This window comes from Aeromonas sp. s6 (genome assembly GCF_040907815.1).
Classification (GTDB): Bacteria; Pseudomonadota; Gammaproteobacteria; order Enterobacterales; family Aeromonadaceae; genus Aeromonas; species Aeromonas caviae.
On record NZ_JBFOCN010000120.1, the window covers coordinates 1 to 16,457 of the forward strand.

The window sequence follows — 16,457 nt, forward strand, 5'->3', positions numbered from 1 at the left end:
TCGTCTCTAAGTTCTGGTCCAGTACACGCAGGGTCACGCCCTTGGCTTCCAGTTGTTCCGTAATGTCCAGCAGGTCAGCGAGAGAACGGCCCAGACGGTCCAGCTTGGTGATCACCACATCGTCCCCCTCTCGGACATACCGCAGGAGTTCGGCTAGTTGCTCACGGCCATCTGTGCTGGTCCCTGATACCTTCTCTTGGTACACACGCTCACAACCGGCCTTTGTCAGCTTATCCAGTTGAACATCCAACGATTGACCGACAGACGACACACGTGCATAACCGATAACCTGTCCCATCACTCTCTCCTACTCAATCAACCAATGCCCAAGCTGTCATAGGGACTTTCCCCGCATCAAAATGCCTTCCAGCAGCTATCTCTGCTTGCCGGTGGTCAATCGCTGCGATGACCTTCAGCTCCTCTTGGAGGCCCGTAGCAGCAGCCTTATCAAGCATCCTTGGGGCAACTCTATCCAGTGACTTCCTGTCCTTGAATCGGCGAAGCCTGATAACCAAGTCATTCATGCGGAAATCTCCTTCATCTTCTTCCTATTGCTTCAACGTGAGTCCTTGTCGGTGTTACGCTGTCACATTAAGGTCTTGATCCAATGGGACTTAGATTATGAAACAGAAATGAGACGGTCAATCCCCCACGTGAAAAATCGTCTCACTGGGTATACCAATTGGGACGGTCGGAATGATAGAAGATAGAGTTGGACAAATCTGTAGATAAACCCAGAGTGAAGGTGGCAGATCATTAGAGTCACATGACAGGGAAGAGAGCTGGAAGTTTCATGGATGACCCGCCAGCATACCCCCAAGGGGGGGAATGAAGATGCTGGTGATTCCTTGAAAGGGCCTATAAATTTTTTTCAAAAATCACCAACATTGTCTTTTCAATGGTTATTTAATTTTGAGATGCTCAAGACCATTAAAAAGAACAGAGAAGTTGTTATTTGCCATACTAAAAATCGGAACCAACCATTCGAGGATCATGATGTGATAGTACAATTCTTGAGCACAATAAACCCCTTTCCCTCTCTCATGTTCTGCAAGCCGATAGAATGCCATGGGAAACGTATGGACTTGAGATGATAGAAATCGGTAGATCGCTCTAAATGATGGAGTTGAGATGCCTATTTTTGTTACAAGATCATCTTGGGACATGTTGAATGCTTCAACCCCACGTAAATAGTGATTTCTCTTCTTCTCAGGTAACGCGGAAAAAATTGGATTAGCATTTAACTCATCCTTACAGATTAACAGAACTTCATTATCCTTTAATAATTCTGCTTTTTTCTCTTCATTTGCTTCCAAGTCACATGTGAATTTAATCCGTGAAACATGGTCGTGCAGATTAAGAAGTCGCCATCTGAAATCCCACTCGTCCTTTGATACATCATCAATGCACAAGTAGAAAAACATCAGGTAGTTCTCAAGAAACACTCTACTTAGGGATGCAACAGATGCAAAATCCCAATGCTGTATTTCGAGCTTACGATTTGAGTTTGGAAGAATTTTTTGCATTGACTTGCCTGTCACACATAACTTCGTGAACAATGCTGATGCGTACCAATGCTTCCCCTCAGGCGCAGGGATTCTGCTGTATTTTACAGACAGAGCAATTGCTGTATTTAATAATGCAGAAAACTCGTCATAAAAATCTTTATACATTGGCCCGTTATAACTAATGTTTAATTTTTCCATTTTCTCTACACTATTTTAGTGAAAATTAAATTGGCATTATGTCCTCGCCATGGAATGCCGCGCAATTAAAATGAAAGGATCCTGTGAATCTTGCCAGCTAAACCTCAGGCCATCCTTCCAGCCCTGCATACGGTCAGCCTTCCTGTACTCACCGACCAGTAGGCTCTCTCACACATTCTCATCTCCCCCTTCCTCAGATGTTTTTGTGACGTACTAGGGGGTAAACATGGCGAGCTTATTGACCATTATTCCACTTTCGGCGATTGGATAATACTGGTGTTTCCCCTATTATCAGCAGGCTCGCCAGGTAAGAGTCCGGATAGTAATAAATGCTCTCCATCAGGGGAGCTCATAAACTCTATCAGTTCACTCTTGGCTTTTTCGGCGACAGTCAGGAGAGAATGTAACGCCTCTCTATTGTCCTTGATGATGCTGGCTGCAATCGCCAAATAGCGGATTGCCTCTTGGCAATTGGCCTCCGAGTTCAACGTAAATTGTGACAGGAAATGATGCACCAGCTCATTTCGTAACCCGACCAGCTGTTTGAGTTTTTCATTCATCCACTCCCCGCCTTCCAGGCCAAAACTGAAGCGGAAGTAAACTCGGCCGTTCAGAGCGTCATCATCAATTTCTTGCTCATTCTCCAACGTCGTTCTTTGGTTCCACTGACCAACCAAATACCCCAATGTTTTTCCGCCTAGAAGCTGACGGTCACGTTCTACGTTACGAGCCAACTCATCGGAGAACCCGCTCACCTTTAGAGTGGGCAGGGCTGCTTTGAGCATCAATTCAAACTGTTGCAACTGGAGGAGACATCGCCCGTACTCCAACGCAATTTGCTCTTTCAGGTCATTCAAACCAGATTGAGCCGTGTCAGGCCTATGGTGTTCCAATGGAGCTCTTCCTTGTGCTCATTAGCATCCAGCTAATAGTGGCTATTTGAGTTGAAGTACCTACTAGATGTTCACCAATGTAGCGCGTTCATAGTGCGACTTCGATAGCTGCCTGTAGCTTCTCGACTGCTATTCCACCACCATACCTGTCGTAGCTGATGGCACCATTGGTATGCCCCAAGATTGCCGCTGCATACTGTAACGGCACCCCATGATCCTTCAACACTGTTGCCACAGTATGCCGCAAGCTGTGGAAGTCTTTGTCTACAGGACGATGACGACTGAACCACTGCCCCCAAAGATGGCTGTAACCGTCTTGTCGATGAGGTAGCTCAGGGAACAACCGTCCCCCTTCCCTTTCCTGCACAAAGTCGATAAAGCCACCAGCAATCAGCGAGGAGTGAATAGGGATCAGGCGGGCACTGTTGGCCGTCTTGAGCTTCTGGTCTGGGCGGTTGTCTCTGATGTTCAGGCACCACACCCTGTCGACCTGCTGCACATCGTCCGCGTACAACTGGCAGATCTCATTGGCTCTCGCTCCGGTATACAGGCCGAGCAGCGCAATCCACTTGCGGTATGGCTCCTGCTGCTTCGCCCATTGGATCAACCGTTGCTTCTCCGCAGATGTATAGCTACTTCGAGCATTGACCTCTTTGACCCGTTGTAGCTTGAGCCCAGCGAAGTGATTAACGATGCCTTCGTGGTGATTGCCGAGCCAAACGAACAACAGAGAGAGCTTCTGGAGGTACTTGTTGATAGTCGTCGGGCTCTTGCCTGAGTTCAGCAATTCGTCCTTGAACTTGACCACATCGGCCTTGCTGTAAGCGGTGGGAGATCTATCCCCCAGCGACTTGATGAAGTAACCGATGTAGTTCTTCTGGTTACTAAGCTCTTTTGGTGCCCAGGAGAGCGCCTTCTCTTTCAGATAACGGTCACTCAGTTCTGAGAGTACTGGAGATGCAATGGCAGAGGGACCCACAGGGGCAGAACTGGCCGCTGAGGGTGTCTGTTGCTGTAGTCGCTGAGGCTCCGGCAGGGAGCTTGGCTGAGGTTCTGGCTGGACAGTCTCAGGCTTTACCCGAGAACGCGCACAGGCGAGCAACTGAGCCACCTTGTCACGTGCGACCAGCTTGTCCCGAGTACGGAGAGATTTCTTGATGTCCTTGCGGCGTCCACACGAAAGAACGGTCACCTTGCGGTAGTACCAGATACCTTGCGGAGAGAGCCAGAGATTCACGATGAAGACTCCTGATTCATCCACACAAAGTGGATTACCAAGAGGTCTTAAGGGGGCTATTAGCTGTAACTTATTGAATTGCAGAAACAAGTGGTGGCCCTACCAGCCACATCCCGGCACTCGAGTCCCCCGCCTTGGCTGCTACCTTCCGGTCCTGACCAGGTCGACGGGTTATCAATGCGAGAGGACCAATAGGACCACCGGCGAGGAGAATAGGCAAACTGGCCCCTCAATGCAATGGCTTTCTACCGCATCGCGAGCCGTTCGCCTTATTTTTCAACAATCTGGCCAAGGGTTCAGCTAAAGAGCATGAATTTGGCACCCACCAGCAACATGAGCAGGGCAAAGGCCTGCTTGAGCCGCCGGGGTGACATACTGTGTGCCAGTCTGGCGCCCAGACGGGCAAACTGGGTGCTGGTGAGCACGATGCCAAGCAGGGCCGGCAGATAGATGAATCCGACGCTCCACTCGGGCAGATCGGCGTCTCCCCAACCGGCATAGAGGTAGCTGAGGCTGCCTGCCAGGGCGATGGGCATGCTGCAGGCGGCGGAGGCGGCCACGGCGTTGCGCATGGGCACCGAGTTCCAGGTGAGGTAAGGCACGGTCAGCGAGCCGCCACCGATGCCGAACAAGGCCGACATCCAGCCGATGACGGTGCCGGCGATCCCGGTACCAAGGGGGCCCGGCATGTGTCGCTCCGCTTTTGGCCTCAAATTGAGCCCCATCTGCAGGGCCATGGTCCAGGCGAAGCAGCCGATGATGATGTTGAGGGTGCTGGCGCTCAGCAGATTGGCGGTCATGCCGCCGAGCCAGGCACCGACCAGCATGCCGGCGCCCAGGCGCCGAATCATCCCCCAGTCCACCGCTCCTGCCTCCTGGTGCGCACGCAGGGAGCTGAAACCGGTGAAGATCATGGTGGGCAGCGAGGTGCCGAGGGCCAGATGGGTGATGATCTCCGGCGCCACGCCCTGTGCGTGAAAACTCAGGACCAGCACGGGGACGATGATGAGGCCGCCGCCGATACCGAACAGCCCGGCCAGCATGCCCGCGAAGGCCCCCAACACCAGATAGCCCACAAACAGCATAAACATTCCTTCAATAACGAAACAGCGGTCAACTTGACCGCCATTGCCCATAAAAAAAGAGATGGCATCTTGCCATCCCTTTATTGTGCCGATTAATGCAGGGGAATGGTACCGTCCATCACCTTGTAGAACGCCAGCACGGCGCAACCGAGCAGGGCTGCCGTCATCCCCTGCTCCAGCCGGTTGAGGCTGCGCAGGCCGTGGTGCTGGCGCGCCTTCCAGTAGATGAAGATCCCCGGGCTGTAGAGCAGCGCCACCAGCAAGAGGTACTCCACCCCGGCGGCATAGACCAGCCAGCAGCCATAGACGGTGGCCACCAGGGCCAACAGCAGGTCGCGCTTGCGCTGATGGGGCTGGCCCGCGTAGGTCTCCCCTTTCAACGCCAGCTTGAGGCCGTAAGCACCGGAGAAGACATAGGGCACCAGGGCCGCCGAGGTGGCGATGTTCACCAACGCCAGATAGGTGCTGTTCTGGAAGTAGATGATGATGAGGAAGATCTGCACCAGGCAGGTGGAGCACCAGAGCGACACCTTGGGGGAGCCGTTCTTGTTCTCCTTGGCGAACCAGGCCGGGAAGACCCCGGTCTTGCCCGCGATGTAGGGCACTTCCGCCGCCAGCACGGTCCAGCTCAGCAGGGCCCCCATCACCGAGATCACCAGGCCGATGTTGATGAGCCAGGCACCCCAGGGGCCGACCACGGCTTCCAGGATCATGGCGGTGGAGGGGTTCTTGAGGGCCGCCAGTTGCGGCTGGTTCATGACCCCCAGGGAGAACAGGGTCACCATGACGTAGAGCGCCAGGGCCCCCAGCAGCGCCAGCACGGTGGCGCGGCCCACGTCCTTGCGATGGCGGGCACGGGCGGAGACCACCACGGCCCCCTCGATGCCGATGAAGACCCAGAGGGTCACCTTCATGGTGGACTTCACCTGATCCATCACGGAGCCGAGCTCGGGACTCCCCTGCCCCCAGAGATCCAGGGTGAAGGTCTCCATGTTGAAAGCGAGCAGGATGGCCACGCAGAAGACGATGAGGGGCACCATCTTGGCGATGGTGGTGACGATGTTCACCAGCGCCGCCACCTGGATGCCGCGCAGCACCAGGGCATGCACCGACCAGATGAGCAGGGAAGCGAGCGTGATGGCGAGCGGGGTGTTGCCGTCACCGAAGATGACATTGTCCGGCGTGTCGAAGAAGTAGCTCAGCGCACTGAACACCACGATGGCGTAGGAGACGTTGGCCAGCAGCTGGCACAGCCAGTAACCCCAGGCGGCGTTGAAGCCGACGAAATCCCCGAACCCCGCCTTGGCGTAGCTGAAGATGCCGCCATCGAGATCCGGTCGACGCATGGAGAGATTCTGGTAGACCAGGGCGAGGCAGATCATGCCGATCCCCGTGATGGCCCATCCCAGGGCGACTGCCCCGGCACTGGCGTGCGCTGCGATGTTTTGCGGCAGACTGAAAACCCCGGCACCGACCATGGAGCCGATCACCAGCGAAATGAGGGCACCCAGCCCCAGTTTCTTGTCCATCTCAAACCTGTTTTATTAGGCGGCGGCTGAGCATCCGTATTCATACAGCGCGCGACATGGGAGGGGCTAGAAATCCGTACCCCGTGAAAAAGGCGGCAACTATATTGCATGACTATTCCGGCCGCAATCCCTCTTGCCGTCAATCATGAGCCGCCTTGACCGCGCGCAATTTTACAGCACTGACCCGGGGTGCCTGTGAGCTGGTTCAAATTAAGAAAGACCCGTTGATATTTCACGACTTTTCATGATGTCGCCCCGCTTTTCAAAAGCCGGACCTGCATGGCTATGCACCCTTGCACTGGGGCCTTTCCCCTGCAAAAACGCCCCTGCAGGAGGGGCGTCAGAGAGGGTATATGCAGGGGGGACTAGAGCCTCAAGCCGCCGTCCAGCTCGATCATCCGCCCGGACAGATAGTCGTTGGCAAGGATGAACTGCACCGTCTGGGCCAGCTGCGCCGCCTGCCCCAGGGTGCCCACCGGGATGGCCTGTTGCATGCGGGCCATGGCTTCGGGCTTCATCGCCGCCGTCATGTCGGTGGCAAAGACGCCGGGGGCGATGCCCATCACCCGGATGCCGTGACGGGCCAGCTCCTTCCCCCAGGTGACCACCAGAGAGGCCACCCCCGCCTTGCTGGCGGCATAGTTGCTCTGGCCCATGTTGCCGGCCCGGGCGATGGAGGAGATGTTGATGATGACGCCCCCCTCCCCGCCGGTGGCCATCAGCGCCGCCCCCTCGCGCCCGCACAGGAAAGTGCCGGTGAGATTGACGTCGATGACGCTCTGCCACTGGGCCAGGCTCATCTTCTCCGTCAGTGCCCCCTCCTTCACCTTGATCAGCATGCCGTCGCGCAGGATGCCGGCACAGTTGACGAGGCCGTGCAGCGCACCGAACTGATCCTTGATGGCGGCGAAGGTCGCCTCGACCTCTGGCTCGCTTGCCACGTTGCAGACGAACAGGGCGCAGCGGCCGTCACGGCTGCGCACTTCTGCCTCGGTCACCTCCAGATCGGTGCGGTTGACATCGATGAGCGCAAGCACGGCCCCCTGCTCCGCCAGACTCAGAGCGATGGCGCGGCCCAGCCCCCTACCCGCCCCCGTGATGGCGATGACTTTCCGTGTGATATCCATAAATGCTCCTGGTGAGATGGCCGGTGACTGTCGAGTCAAAGACTATCGGGTAAATAGGTAGATAGCGGCCCTTAACCCGGCGCTGTCTTGTCCCGATAGAGCTCGAGGATGCTGGAAAAATCCTTGTTCTCCTGGCCCAGGCTCGCGTGCAGGTTGAAGAGGTTGCGGGCCAGGGCCCCCATGGGCACGGCGCTGTGGGCATGTTCCGCCAACGCCATGGCGAGCCCCAAATCCTTGACCATCAGCCGGGTCATAAAGCCCCCTGCATACCCACGGGACGCCGGCACGTTCTCCATCACACCGGGCCAGGGGTTGTAGCGCTCCAGGCTCCAGTTGTTGCCCGAACTCTTGCCCATGATGGTGGAGAGCACGACGGGATCCAGCCCCTCCTTGACCCCGAGCGCCAGCGCCTCGGCGGTGCCCGCCATGTGGATGGCGAGCAGCATGTTGTTGCACATCTTGGCGATCTGGCCGGCGCCAAGCGCCCCGGCGTGAAACAGGTTCTGCCCCATGCAGGCGAGCACGGGTCTGGCCGCTTCATAATCCGCTTGTTCGCCGCCGACGATGAAAGTGAGCGTGCCCGCCGCCGCACCGGCCACCCCTCCCGAGACGGGGGCATCGAGAAAACGGATGCCGCTCGCCTTCGCCGCCGCCCCCACCTGACGGGTCGAGGCCACGTCTATGGTGGAGCAGTCGATGACCAAGGTGCCGGGCGACAGGGCCGCCAGCAGATCCTGGCCACCCCGCTCACCGACACTCTCCCCCAGCCAGAGGCTGCGCACGTGCTCCCCCGCTGGCAGCATGCTGATGACCAGCTCGCAGCCGCTCACCGCTTCCCGGGCATTCCCGGCGGCAATGCAGCCAGCCTCGATGGCCCGGCTCAGGCTCTCGGGCACCAGATCAAACACCTGCATCCTGTGCCCCGCCCTGGCCAGGTTGGCGGCCATGGGGCCCCCCATGTTGCCAAGCCCGATAAACCCAATCCTTGTCATGGTGTGCTCCTTGTGTGTGATCCCGCGTCAGCGGAGGCGCAAGGGGTTGTCCCCCTCGGGCCAGCGATAGAAGGCATCCAGCCAGGCCTCGCCCGCCTGCGGGGCCTGCCAGCGAGGGGATTTGTCCTTGTCGATGAGCAGAGCCCGCACCCCTTCCACGAAGTCCCCTCTGAGCACGCAATTGACCGAGAGGGTCAGCTCGTCGGCAAACACCTCGGCCAGGGACTGGCGCCGTGCCTGCCAGAACTGGCGCCAGAGGATGGCGCGGCTGATGGGGCTGCCGCGAAGGCAGGTCTCCCGCCCCTGAGTCAGCGCCGGTTCGTCCAGCTCGGCGCCCTCGAGGCGTGCCAGCACCCCTTGCAGAGAGCGGCCAGCCAACAGCGCATCGATGCGGGCCTGGTGGGGCAGCAGTACGGGAGGGGGCAATGCCTGACCAGGGACCTCCTGCAAATCGGTGAGCAGCACCTCGATCTGCTCGCAGGGGTCGCCTGCGGACCAGTCGAGGGCGGCGAGGCGCGCCGGCAGCTCCACCCGCTCGCGGCTCCCCATGGCGTGATCCGCGAGCCCCAGGCCGATGGCGTCCGCCCCGTTGAAGCGGGCACCGGTGAGGCCGAGCCAGAGTCCGAGCCGCCCCGGCATCCGGCTCAAAAACCAGCTGGCCCCCACATCCGGATAGAGGCCTATGGTCACCTCCGGCATGGCGAACAGACTCTTCTCTGTCACCACCCGAAAAGCGGCCCCGGCAAAGAGGCCGATGCCGCCCCCCATGCAGATGCCGTCCGCCACGCAGACAAGGGGCTTGCCGTAGCAGTGGATGTGATGATCGAGCCGGTACTCCTGCAGGAAGAAGTCGCGGGCATAGCCGAACAATTCAGAGTGGCTCGCCTCCTGCTTGCGGTAATAAAAGGAGCGGATGTCACCACCGGCGCAGAATGCCTTCTCGCCGGCCCCTTGCAACAACACGCAGACGATGGCCGGATCCTGCTCCCAGCGGGTCAACGCCCCCTGCAACAACTGGATCATCTCAAGGCTCAGGGCGTTGAGGGAGGCGGGGCTGTCCAGAGTCAGCATGCCGATGTGGCGGCCATCCGCCGTGGGGTGGGTCTCGATGAGCACGGGCTCACTCATGGGCAGCCCCCGTAGACCGGGTATCTGCCCCTGCGACATGGCGGGTCGCCATCAATACCTCATTCATCCTTCGCTCCCTCACTCTTTCGGTTTGGATTGGTCGTAACGCCAGCGCGGGGCCCGCTTCTCCAGGAAGGCCGCCACCCCTTCGCGCTGATTGGCATCGTCAAACAGGGCGAGAAAGAGGCTGCGCTCGAGTGGCAGCGCCGCGTCCCTGTGGGTGCTTCGCCCCTGATTGATGAGCTGTTTGCAGGCGCGCAGGGCGCTCGGGCTCTGGCGCTCCACCAGCTGGGCCATCTGCTGCGCCGCCTCCCAAGCGTGCCCCTCGGTCACCACCTCCTCCACCAGCCCCATCTCGTAGGCCAGGGTGGCGCTCACCTTCTCGCCGCAGAGGATCATCCGCTTGGCCCAGCCCGGCCCCACCAGCTCGGTGAGGCGCTGGGTGCCGCCGGCGCAGGGCAACAAACCCACCGAGGCCTCTGGCAACCCCAGCTTGGCCTGCTGCTCGGCGATGCGGATGTCGCAGGCCAGCGCAACTTCGAGCCCCCCTCCCATGGCATAGCCGTTGATGGCGGCGATGCTGACCCCGTGAAAGCGGGCCAGCGCCTCGAAGGCGTGGCCAAAGGCCTCGGCCACCTCGCGGGCATGCGCCAGGCTGCCGTCGGCGAACATCTTGAGATCGGCGCCGGCGCAGAAGAATTTCTCTCCAGCACCGCGGATCACCAGGGCCACCACGTCGGGGCGACCATCCAGCTCCACCATCATCTGTAAGAAGGCTTTCAGGCTGGCGAGCGTCCAGGTGTTGGCGGGTGGGTGATCGAGGGTGATGTAGGCCACGTGGCCGTGATATTCGAGCCTGATCCTTGTCATTGCGTTGTCCTTGTCAAAAAACCTGCCCCATGATGACAGGGTTGAATGGAGCCAACCTGCACCTGGCTCACAAAGCCTGAGGACGCGCCGACTGCGTCCTCAGAGCAGGCCCCTCCCGCTACTCCAGCGACAGGCCAGGGTCGGCCAGCAGGCGGCGGGCGATGATGAGCCGCATCACTTCATTCGTCCCTTCCAGAATGCGGTGCACCCGGGTGTCGCGCAGATAGCGCTCGAGCGGATACTCGCGGATATAACCATAGCCGCCAAAGAGTTGCAGGGCGTCGTCGCAGATGCGGTGACCCACGTCGGTGGCAAAACGCTTGGCCATGGCGCACCAGGCGCTCTTGTCCGGGCTGCCCCCATCGAGTTTGGCGGCCGCCTGGCGCACCAGCAGGCGGGCGGCGGCGAGCTCGGTGGCCATGTCGGCCAGGCGAAACTGCACGCTCTGGAATTCGCTGATCGGGTGTCCAAATTGCTGGCGCTGCTGCACATGGGCCAGGGCATCGTTGAGAGCCTGCTGGGCTGTGCCCAGCGAACAGCTGGCGATGTTGATGCGCCCCCCATCGAGCGCCTGCATGGCGAACTTGAACCCTTCCCCCTCCTCCCCCAGCCGGAAGCGAGCGGGAATGCGCACGGCATTGAAGTTCACCTCCCGGGTCGGCTGGCTGTTCCAGCCCATCTTTTCCTCCGCCTTGCCGTAACTCACGCCAGGGGTCTGGGCCGGTACCATGAAGGCAGAGATCCCCTTGGCCCCCTCGCCACCGGTGCGGGCCATCACCACCAGCACGTCGGTGCTGCCGGCGCCCGAGATGAACACCTTGCTGCCGTCGAGGAGGTAATCTTCGCCATCGCGCACGGCGCGGGTCTTGAGGGCCGCAGCGTCGGAGCCCGCCCCCGGCTCGGTGAGGCAGTAGGAGCCCAGCAGCTCGCCGCTGGCGAGCCTGGGTACCCACTCCTCGGCCACCTCGGCAGGCAGCCAGCTGCCCAGCATCCAGCTCACCATGTTGTGGATGGTGAGATAGGCGGTGGTGGAGGTGCAGCCCATGGCGAGGCGCTCGAAGATGAGGCTGGCATCGAGCCGGCTCAGGCCCAGACCGTCATACTGCTCCGGGGTATAGAGGCCGCACAGGCCCAGCGCCGCCGCCTGCTTGATGGTGGGGATGGGGAACTCGTGCTCCCTGTCCCAGTGCGCGGCATGGGGTTTGAGCGCCAGATCGGCGAAGGCGCCGGCCGACTCGACACAGGCCCGTTGGGATTCGGTCAGGGTAAAATCCATCTTGTTCGCTTCCTTTGTACTTGTTCCGTCGATCCGTTGCTGTCAATGGGGGCACCCGGGCAAAGTGGGCAACCCCTGCCGTCAGCGCAGCTGAATGGTCATATTGGGGCCGCTGGGAATGTCTTCGTCGAACCAGCGCTCCGTCACCGTCTTGGTCTCGGTGTAAAAACGCACCGCCTGCTTGCCGTAGGCGTGCAGATCCCCGTAGAAGGAGCCGCGCCAGCCGGTAAAGGAGAAGAACGGCAGCGGCACCGGGATGGGCACGTTGATCCCCACCTGGCCCACCGCCACCTCGTGGCGAAACTTGCGGGCGGCGGCGCCACAGCCGGTGAAGAGGGAGGTGCCGTTGCCATAGGGGTTGGCGTTGATGAGGGCAAGCGCCTCATCCAGGCTCCCCACCTCGAGGCAGGCCAGCACGGGCCCGAAGATCTCCTCCTTGTAGATGCGCATCTCGGGGGTCACGCCGCGAAACAGGGTCGGCCCCACCCAGTTGCCCACCGGGTAGCCGGGGACGTCGCAAAAACGGCCGTCCAGCAGGCACTCGGCTCCCTCGGCAATCCCCGCCTCGATAAGCCCCTCCACCCTGACTTTCGCCTCCGGGCTGATGAGGGGGCCGTAGGCGGCCTCGGGATCGTGCCAGACACCGGGTTTCACCTTGGCGAACTCGGCGGCGAGCTCGGGGATCCACTCCCTGGCGCTCCCCACGAACACCGCCACGCTGATGGCCATGCAGCGCTGACCGGCGGCGCCGACTCCGGCTCCCACCAAGTTGCCGAGTACCTGCGCCTTGTTGGCATCCGGCATGATCACCATGTGATTCTTGGCGCCGACAAAACACTGGGCCCGCTTGAGTTGCGACGTGGCGCTGCGATAGACGTGGCCGCCGACCCGGGCCGAGCCCACGAAACTGACTGCCTTGACATCGGGATGGGCCAGCAGCGCATCCACCTGCTCGGCGCCGCCATGCACCACCGACAGAATGCCCTTGGGGGCCCCCGCCTCGGTAAACAGCTCGGCCAGGCGCATGGGGGTGAGGGGATCCTGCTCGGAGGGCTTGAGCACGAAGCCGTTGCCGCAGGCCACCGCCAGCGGGAACATCCACAGCGGTATCATGGCCGGAAAGTTGAACGGCGTGATGCCGACGCAGACCCCGAGGGGCTGCACCCAGGAGTGGCCGTCGACCCGGCGCGCCACGTTGCCCATGGTCTCCCCCAGAGTCTGGCTCGCAATGGCGCAGGCCTGCTCCACCACCTCGATGCCCCGCCAGACGTCGCCCTTGGCATCCGCCAGGTTCTTGCCGGTTTCCTGGGCCAGCAGGGTCGCCAGCTCGTCGTGATGCACTTTCAACAGATGCTGGTAGTTGAACATCACCCGAGCCCGCTCGGGGGCCGGCACCTCCCGCCACTGCAGGTAGGCGTCGTGGGCGGTACGTACCGCATGCTCGATCTCGGCCGGGGTAGCCTTAGGCACCCGCGCCAGCAGACTCTGATCCGCCGGGTTGGTCACCTCTATCCACTCGTCGCTTGCGGACGGACACGCCTCGCCACCGATGTAGAGCGGCAGATCCCCGTACTGGGTGTGATGCTGGCTCATGCCCCCCTCCTAGCCCGTTGGCAGGCGATGGCAGGCCACCCTGGGCCGGCCACATCCATGTTGCTGTTGCACATCCTGTTCACTCCTTGCGCTCCTCTGCCCGAGTAGCCCCTTGCGGCGGGCTGCCATCGAATTTACCTTAGACTAACAATCAATTTACGTTTACGCTAACGTAAACTTGAATCACGAATGGACTGACCAGTCATCACCCTGATGGCAGGGGAAATCGGCAGTCCACTGCACCAAGGAGAGCACGGATGCATGCCCTGATGGATGAAACCCTCCAGGCCCTGACCGAACAGGTCGAGGCTTTCTGCCAGAAAGTGATCGCACCGCGCGCCAGCGAGATCGATCAGAACAACGCTTTCCCCCGGGATCTCTGGCCCCGGATGGGTGAGCTGGGGCTGCACGGCATCACGGTGGCAGAGGAGTATGACGGGGTGAACCTCGGCTATCTGGCCCATGTGCTGGTAATGGAGCAGGTGAGCCGCGCCAGCGCCTCGGTCGGCCTCTCCTACGGCGCTCACTCCAACCTCTGCATCAACCAGATCCACCGCCACGGCACCCCTGATCAGAAGGCGAGATACCTGCCTGATCTGGTCAGCGGCAAACACGTGGGGGCGCTGGCCATGAGCGAGCCGGGCGCCGGCTCCGACGTGGTGAGCATGCGCCTCACCGCAATGCGCGAGGGGGATAACTTCGTGCTGAACGGCAACAAGATGTGGATCACCAATGGGCCCGATGCCGACACCTTCGTCATCTATGCCAAGACCGATGCCGCCGCCGGGCCCAAAGGGATTTCCGCCTTTATCGTCGAGGCGGGGACTCCCGGTTTTTCCACCGCCCAGAAGCTCGACAAGCTCGGCATGCGCGGCTCCAGTACCTGCGAACTGGTGTTCGACAACTGCCGGGTGAAGCAGGAGAACCTGCTGGGCCCCCTGCACGGGGGGGTCAAGGTACTGATGAGCGGTCTGGACTACGAGCGGGTGGTGCTGGCAGCAGGCCCCCTTGGCATCATGCAGGCCTGCATGGACGTGGTGCTTCCCTATGTGCGCGAGCGCAAGCAGTTCGGTCAGGCCATCGGCGAGTTCCAGCTGGTGCAAGGCAAGCTCGCCGACATGTATACCCGCCTCGCCAGCAGCCGGGCGCTGGTCTACTCGGTGGCGAGCGCCTGCGATCAGGGCCGTACCAGCCGCAAGGATTGCGCCGCCGCCATCCTGTTTGCCGCCGAAAATGCCACCCAGATGGCCCTCGATGCCATCCAGCTGCTCGGCGGCAACGGCTACATCAACGAATACCCCACCGGCCGCCTGCTGCGGGACGCCAAGCTCTACGAAATCGGCGCCGGCACCTCGGAGATCCGCCGCTGGCTCATCGGCCGTGAGCTGATGGGGGATAACGCATGAGCAGGATCCATTCCCGTCTCGACACCGCGAGCCCCGACTATGAGGCCAATCGGGCCGCCATGCAGGCACTGGTCGACGATCTGAATACCCGCCTGGAGGAGATAGCCCAGGGCGGGGGCGCGGCCAACAACGCCCGCCACCAGGCCCGTGGCAAGCTGCTGCCCCGGGAGCGCATCGACCAGCTGCTGGACCCGGGTTCCCCCTTTCTCGAACTGTCGGCGTTGGCTGGCTGGCAGGTCTATGACGAGCCGGTGCCCGCCGCCGGCATCCTCACCGGCATCGGCCGGGTCTCGGGGCGCCTGTGCATGCTGGTGGTGAATGACGCCACCGTGAAGGGCGGCACCTACTACCCCCTCACGGTGAAAAAACATCTGCGCGCCCAGGCCATCGCCGAGCGGCTGCGCCTCCCCTGCCTCTATCTGGTGGATTCCGGCGGCGCCTTCCTGCCCATGCAGGACGAGGTGTTCCCCGACCGGGAGCATTTTGGCCGCATCTTCTACAACCAGGCTCGCATGTCGGCCCAGAGCATCCCCCAGCTGGCGGTGGTGATGGGGCTCTGTACCGCCGGGGGTGCCTACGTGCCCGCCATGGCGGACGAGTCCATCATGGTCAGGGAACAGGCCACCCTCTTTCTGGCGGGCCCGCCCCTGGTCAAGGCCGCCACCGGTGAGGAGATCAGCGCAGAAGCCTTGGGCGGCGCCGAGGTGCATTGCGTCCACTCCGGGGTGGCGGATCACATGGCCCGGGACGATGCCCATGCCCTGGCCATCACCCGCACCCTGGTAAGCAACCTGGGTGACAACCAGACGGCGGCGTCACCCGCCCCATCCGCTCCCTCCTATGATGAGCCGCACTACCCCATCGAGGAGCTCTACGGCCTGGTGGGCACCAGTCTCAAGCGCCCCTATGACGCACGAGAATTGATCGCCCGACTGGTGGATGGCTCTGTGTTTGACGAATTCAAGGCGTTGTTCGGCACTACCTTGGTGACGGGTTTTTCCCGCATTGAGGGCATGCAGGTGGGGATCCTCGCCAACAACGGCGTGCTGCACAGCGACAGCGCCCAGAAGGGGGCCCACTTCATCCAGCTCTGCAACCAGCGGGGGATCCCGCTGCTGTTTCTGCAAAACATCACCGGCTTTATGGTGGGGAGTACGGCGGAGAAAGAGGGGATCGCCAAGCACGGCGCCAAGCTGGTAACCGCCGTGGCCTGCAGCCGGGTGCCCAAGATCACCCTGATCGTCGGCGGCAGCTTCGGTGCCGGCAACTACGGCATGTGCGGGCGCGCCTATGAACCGGATTTTCTGTTCAGCTGGCCCAACAGCCGCATCTCCGTCATGGGGGGCGAGCAGGCGGCCGGGGTGCTGGTGCAGGTGCGCCGGGACAAGCTGGCCGCCGAGGGCAAGACTCTGGGCGAGCCGGAGGCGGCCGACATTCGCGCCCCGGTGATAGCGCAGTACGAGCGCCAGGGTCACCCCTATTACGCCAGTGCTCGCCTGTGGGATGACGGCGTCATCGACCCGGTCCAGAGCCGCACCGTGCTGGCCCTGGCGCTGGCGGCCTGCCAGGGGGCCGAGCCGGGCCCCGGGCAGTACGGCATCTTCCGGATGTAAGG

At 61.1% G+C, this 16,457-nt stretch carries 15 protein-coding genes and 1 other RNA gene; 2 read left to right on the forward strand and 14 right to left on the reverse strand.

Features of this window, described 5'->3' with window-relative positions; genetic code table 11:
* The 14 genes from AB5Y50_RS18060 to AB5Y50_RS18125 form a co-directional block, all read right to left on the reverse strand.
* Window positions 1-298, reverse strand: a 298-nt coding sequence (locus tag AB5Y50_RS18060; RefSeq protein WP_368163135.1) for a recombinase family protein, incomplete at its 3' end; no start/stop codon positions are given.
* A gap of 13 nt (window positions 299-311) precedes the next feature.
* A complete protein-coding gene (locus AB5Y50_RS18065; RefSeq protein WP_010673871.1) occupies window positions 312-524 on the reverse strand; it encodes an Hha/YmoA family nucleoid-associated regulatory protein in 213 nt (70 codons plus the stop codon).
* 378 nt (window positions 525-902) lie between these two features.
* On the reverse strand, window positions 903-1,706 hold the full coding sequence (locus tag AB5Y50_RS18070; RefSeq protein WP_127904506.1) for a DUF5677 domain-containing protein: 804 nt from the start codon (window positions 1,704-1,706) through the stop codon (window positions 903-905).
* 245 nt (window positions 1,707-1,951) lie between these two features.
* Complete coding sequence (locus AB5Y50_RS18075) at window positions 1,952-2,599, reverse strand: hypothetical protein (RefSeq protein ID WP_010676217.1); 648 nt, start codon at window positions 2,597-2,599, stop codon at window positions 1,952-1,954.
* An 88-nt stretch (window positions 2,600-2,687) separates the two neighbouring features.
* Window positions 2,688-3,836: a site-specific integrase gene (locus AB5Y50_RS18080; protein ID WP_010674959.1), complete on the reverse strand. Its 1,149-nt coding sequence runs from the start codon at window positions 3,834-3,836 to the stop codon at window positions 2,688-2,690.
* 97 nt (window positions 3,837-3,933) lie between these two features.
* Window positions 3,934-4,030: signal recognition particle sRNA small type (gene ffs / locus AB5Y50_RS18085), an RNA gene on the reverse strand.
* A 102-nt stretch (window positions 4,031-4,132) separates the two neighbouring features.
* Window positions 4,133-4,921, reverse strand: coding sequence for a sulfite exporter TauE/SafE family protein (locus tag AB5Y50_RS18090; RefSeq protein ID WP_010674601.1), 789 nt, complete (start codon window positions 4,919-4,921; stop codon window positions 4,133-4,135).
* A gap of 92 nt (window positions 4,922-5,013) precedes the next feature.
* The gene (arcD, locus tag AB5Y50_RS18095; protein WP_368163152.1) at window positions 5,014-6,450 is read right to left on the reverse strand and encodes an arginine-ornithine antiporter; all 1,437 of its coding nucleotides are present in this window, start codon (window positions 6,448-6,450) and stop codon (window positions 5,014-5,016) included.
* 365 nt (window positions 6,451-6,815) lie between these two features.
* Window positions 6,816-7,577 carry an SDR family oxidoreductase gene (locus AB5Y50_RS18100; RefSeq protein ID WP_010674599.1) on the reverse strand — a complete coding sequence of 254 codons (762 nt, stop codon included), beginning with the start codon at window positions 7,575-7,577 and terminating at the stop codon, window positions 6,816-6,818.
* 71 nt (window positions 7,578-7,648) lie between these two features.
* Window positions 7,649-8,569 carry a 3-hydroxyisobutyrate dehydrogenase gene (mmsB, locus tag AB5Y50_RS18105; protein WP_010674598.1) on the reverse strand — a complete coding sequence of 307 codons (921 nt, stop codon included), beginning with the start codon at window positions 8,567-8,569 and terminating at the stop codon, window positions 7,649-7,651.
* A gap of 27 nt (window positions 8,570-8,596) precedes the next feature.
* Entirely contained in the window at window positions 8,597-9,697 is a 1,101-nt protein-coding gene (locus AB5Y50_RS18110; RefSeq protein WP_029314467.1) for an enoyl-CoA hydratase/isomerase family protein, read from the reverse strand.
* 78 nt (window positions 9,698-9,775) lie between these two features.
* The gene (locus AB5Y50_RS18115; protein ID WP_010674596.1) at window positions 9,776-10,567 is read right to left on the reverse strand and encodes an enoyl-CoA hydratase; all 792 of its coding nucleotides are present in this window, start codon (window positions 10,565-10,567) and stop codon (window positions 9,776-9,778) included.
* Between the two features lie 118 nt (window positions 10,568-10,685).
* Window positions 10,686-11,843, reverse strand: coding sequence for an acyl-CoA dehydrogenase family protein (locus AB5Y50_RS18120; RefSeq protein ID WP_010674595.1), 1,158 nt, complete (start codon window positions 11,841-11,843; stop codon window positions 10,686-10,688).
* A gap of 81 nt (window positions 11,844-11,924) precedes the next feature.
* Window positions 11,925-13,436, reverse strand: coding sequence for a CoA-acylating methylmalonate-semialdehyde dehydrogenase (locus tag AB5Y50_RS18125; protein ID WP_049636828.1), 1,512 nt, complete (start codon window positions 13,434-13,436; stop codon window positions 11,925-11,927).
* A 257-nt stretch (window positions 13,437-13,693) separates the two neighbouring features.
* Here AB5Y50_RS18125 and AB5Y50_RS18130 point away from each other — a divergent pair, with 257 nt between their 5' ends.
* Window positions 13,694-14,842 carry an isovaleryl-CoA dehydrogenase gene (locus AB5Y50_RS18130; protein WP_049636827.1) on the forward strand — a complete coding sequence of 383 codons (1,149 nt, stop codon included), beginning with the start codon at window positions 13,694-13,696 and terminating at the stop codon, window positions 14,840-14,842.
* On the forward strand, window positions 14,839-16,455 hold the full coding sequence (locus AB5Y50_RS18135) for a carboxyl transferase domain-containing protein (RefSeq protein WP_049636826.1): 1,617 nt from the start codon (window positions 14,839-14,841) through the stop codon (window positions 16,453-16,455). Before AB5Y50_RS18130 ends, AB5Y50_RS18135 begins: the two co-directional genes overlap by 4 nt.
* Window positions 16,456-16,457: the final 2 nt, after the last annotated feature.

Excerpts from the sequence above, each read along its gene's own strand:
- AB5Y50_RS18065 (WP_010673871.1), bottom strand. The coding sequence starts at position 524 with ATGAATGACTTGGTTATCAGGCTTCGCCGATTCAAGGACAGGAAGTCA.
- AB5Y50_RS18070 (WP_127904506.1), bottom strand. The coding sequence starts at position 1,706 with ATGGAAAAATTAAACATTAGTTATAACGGGCCAATGTATAAAGATTTT.
- AB5Y50_RS18090 (WP_010674601.1), bottom strand. The coding sequence starts at position 4,921 with ATGCTGTTTGTGGGCTATCTGGTGTTGGGGGCCTTCGCGGGCATGCTG.
- arcD (WP_368163152.1), bottom strand. The coding sequence starts at position 6,450 with ATGGACAAGAAACTGGGGCTGGGTGCCCTCATTTCGCTGGTGATCGGC.
- AB5Y50_RS18100 (WP_010674599.1), bottom strand. The coding sequence starts at position 7,577 with ATGGATATCACACGGAAAGTCATCGCCATCACGGGGGCGGGTAGGGGG.
- mmsB (WP_010674598.1), bottom strand. The coding sequence starts at position 8,569 with ATGACAAGGATTGGGTTTATCGGGCTTGGCAACATGGGGGGCCCCATG.
- AB5Y50_RS18110 (WP_029314467.1), bottom strand. The coding sequence starts at position 9,697 with ATGAGTGAGCCCGTGCTCATCGAGACCCACCCCACGGCGGATGGCCGC.
- AB5Y50_RS18115 (WP_010674596.1), bottom strand. The coding sequence starts at position 10,567 with ATGACAAGGATCAGGCTCGAATATCACGGCCACGTGGCCTACATCACC.
- AB5Y50_RS18120 (WP_010674595.1), bottom strand. The coding sequence starts at position 11,843 with ATGGATTTTACCCTGACCGAATCCCAACGGGCCTGTGTCGAGTCGGCC.
- AB5Y50_RS18125 (WP_049636828.1), bottom strand. The coding sequence starts at position 13,436 with ATGAGCCAGCATCACACCCAGTACGGGGATCTGCCGCTCTACATCGGT.
- AB5Y50_RS18130 (WP_049636827.1), top strand. The coding sequence starts at position 13,694 with ATGCATGCCCTGATGGATGAAACCCTCCAGGCCCTGACCGAACAGGTC.
- AB5Y50_RS18135 (WP_049636826.1), top strand. The coding sequence starts at position 14,839 with ATGAGCAGGATCCATTCCCGTCTCGACACCGCGAGCCCCGACTATGAG.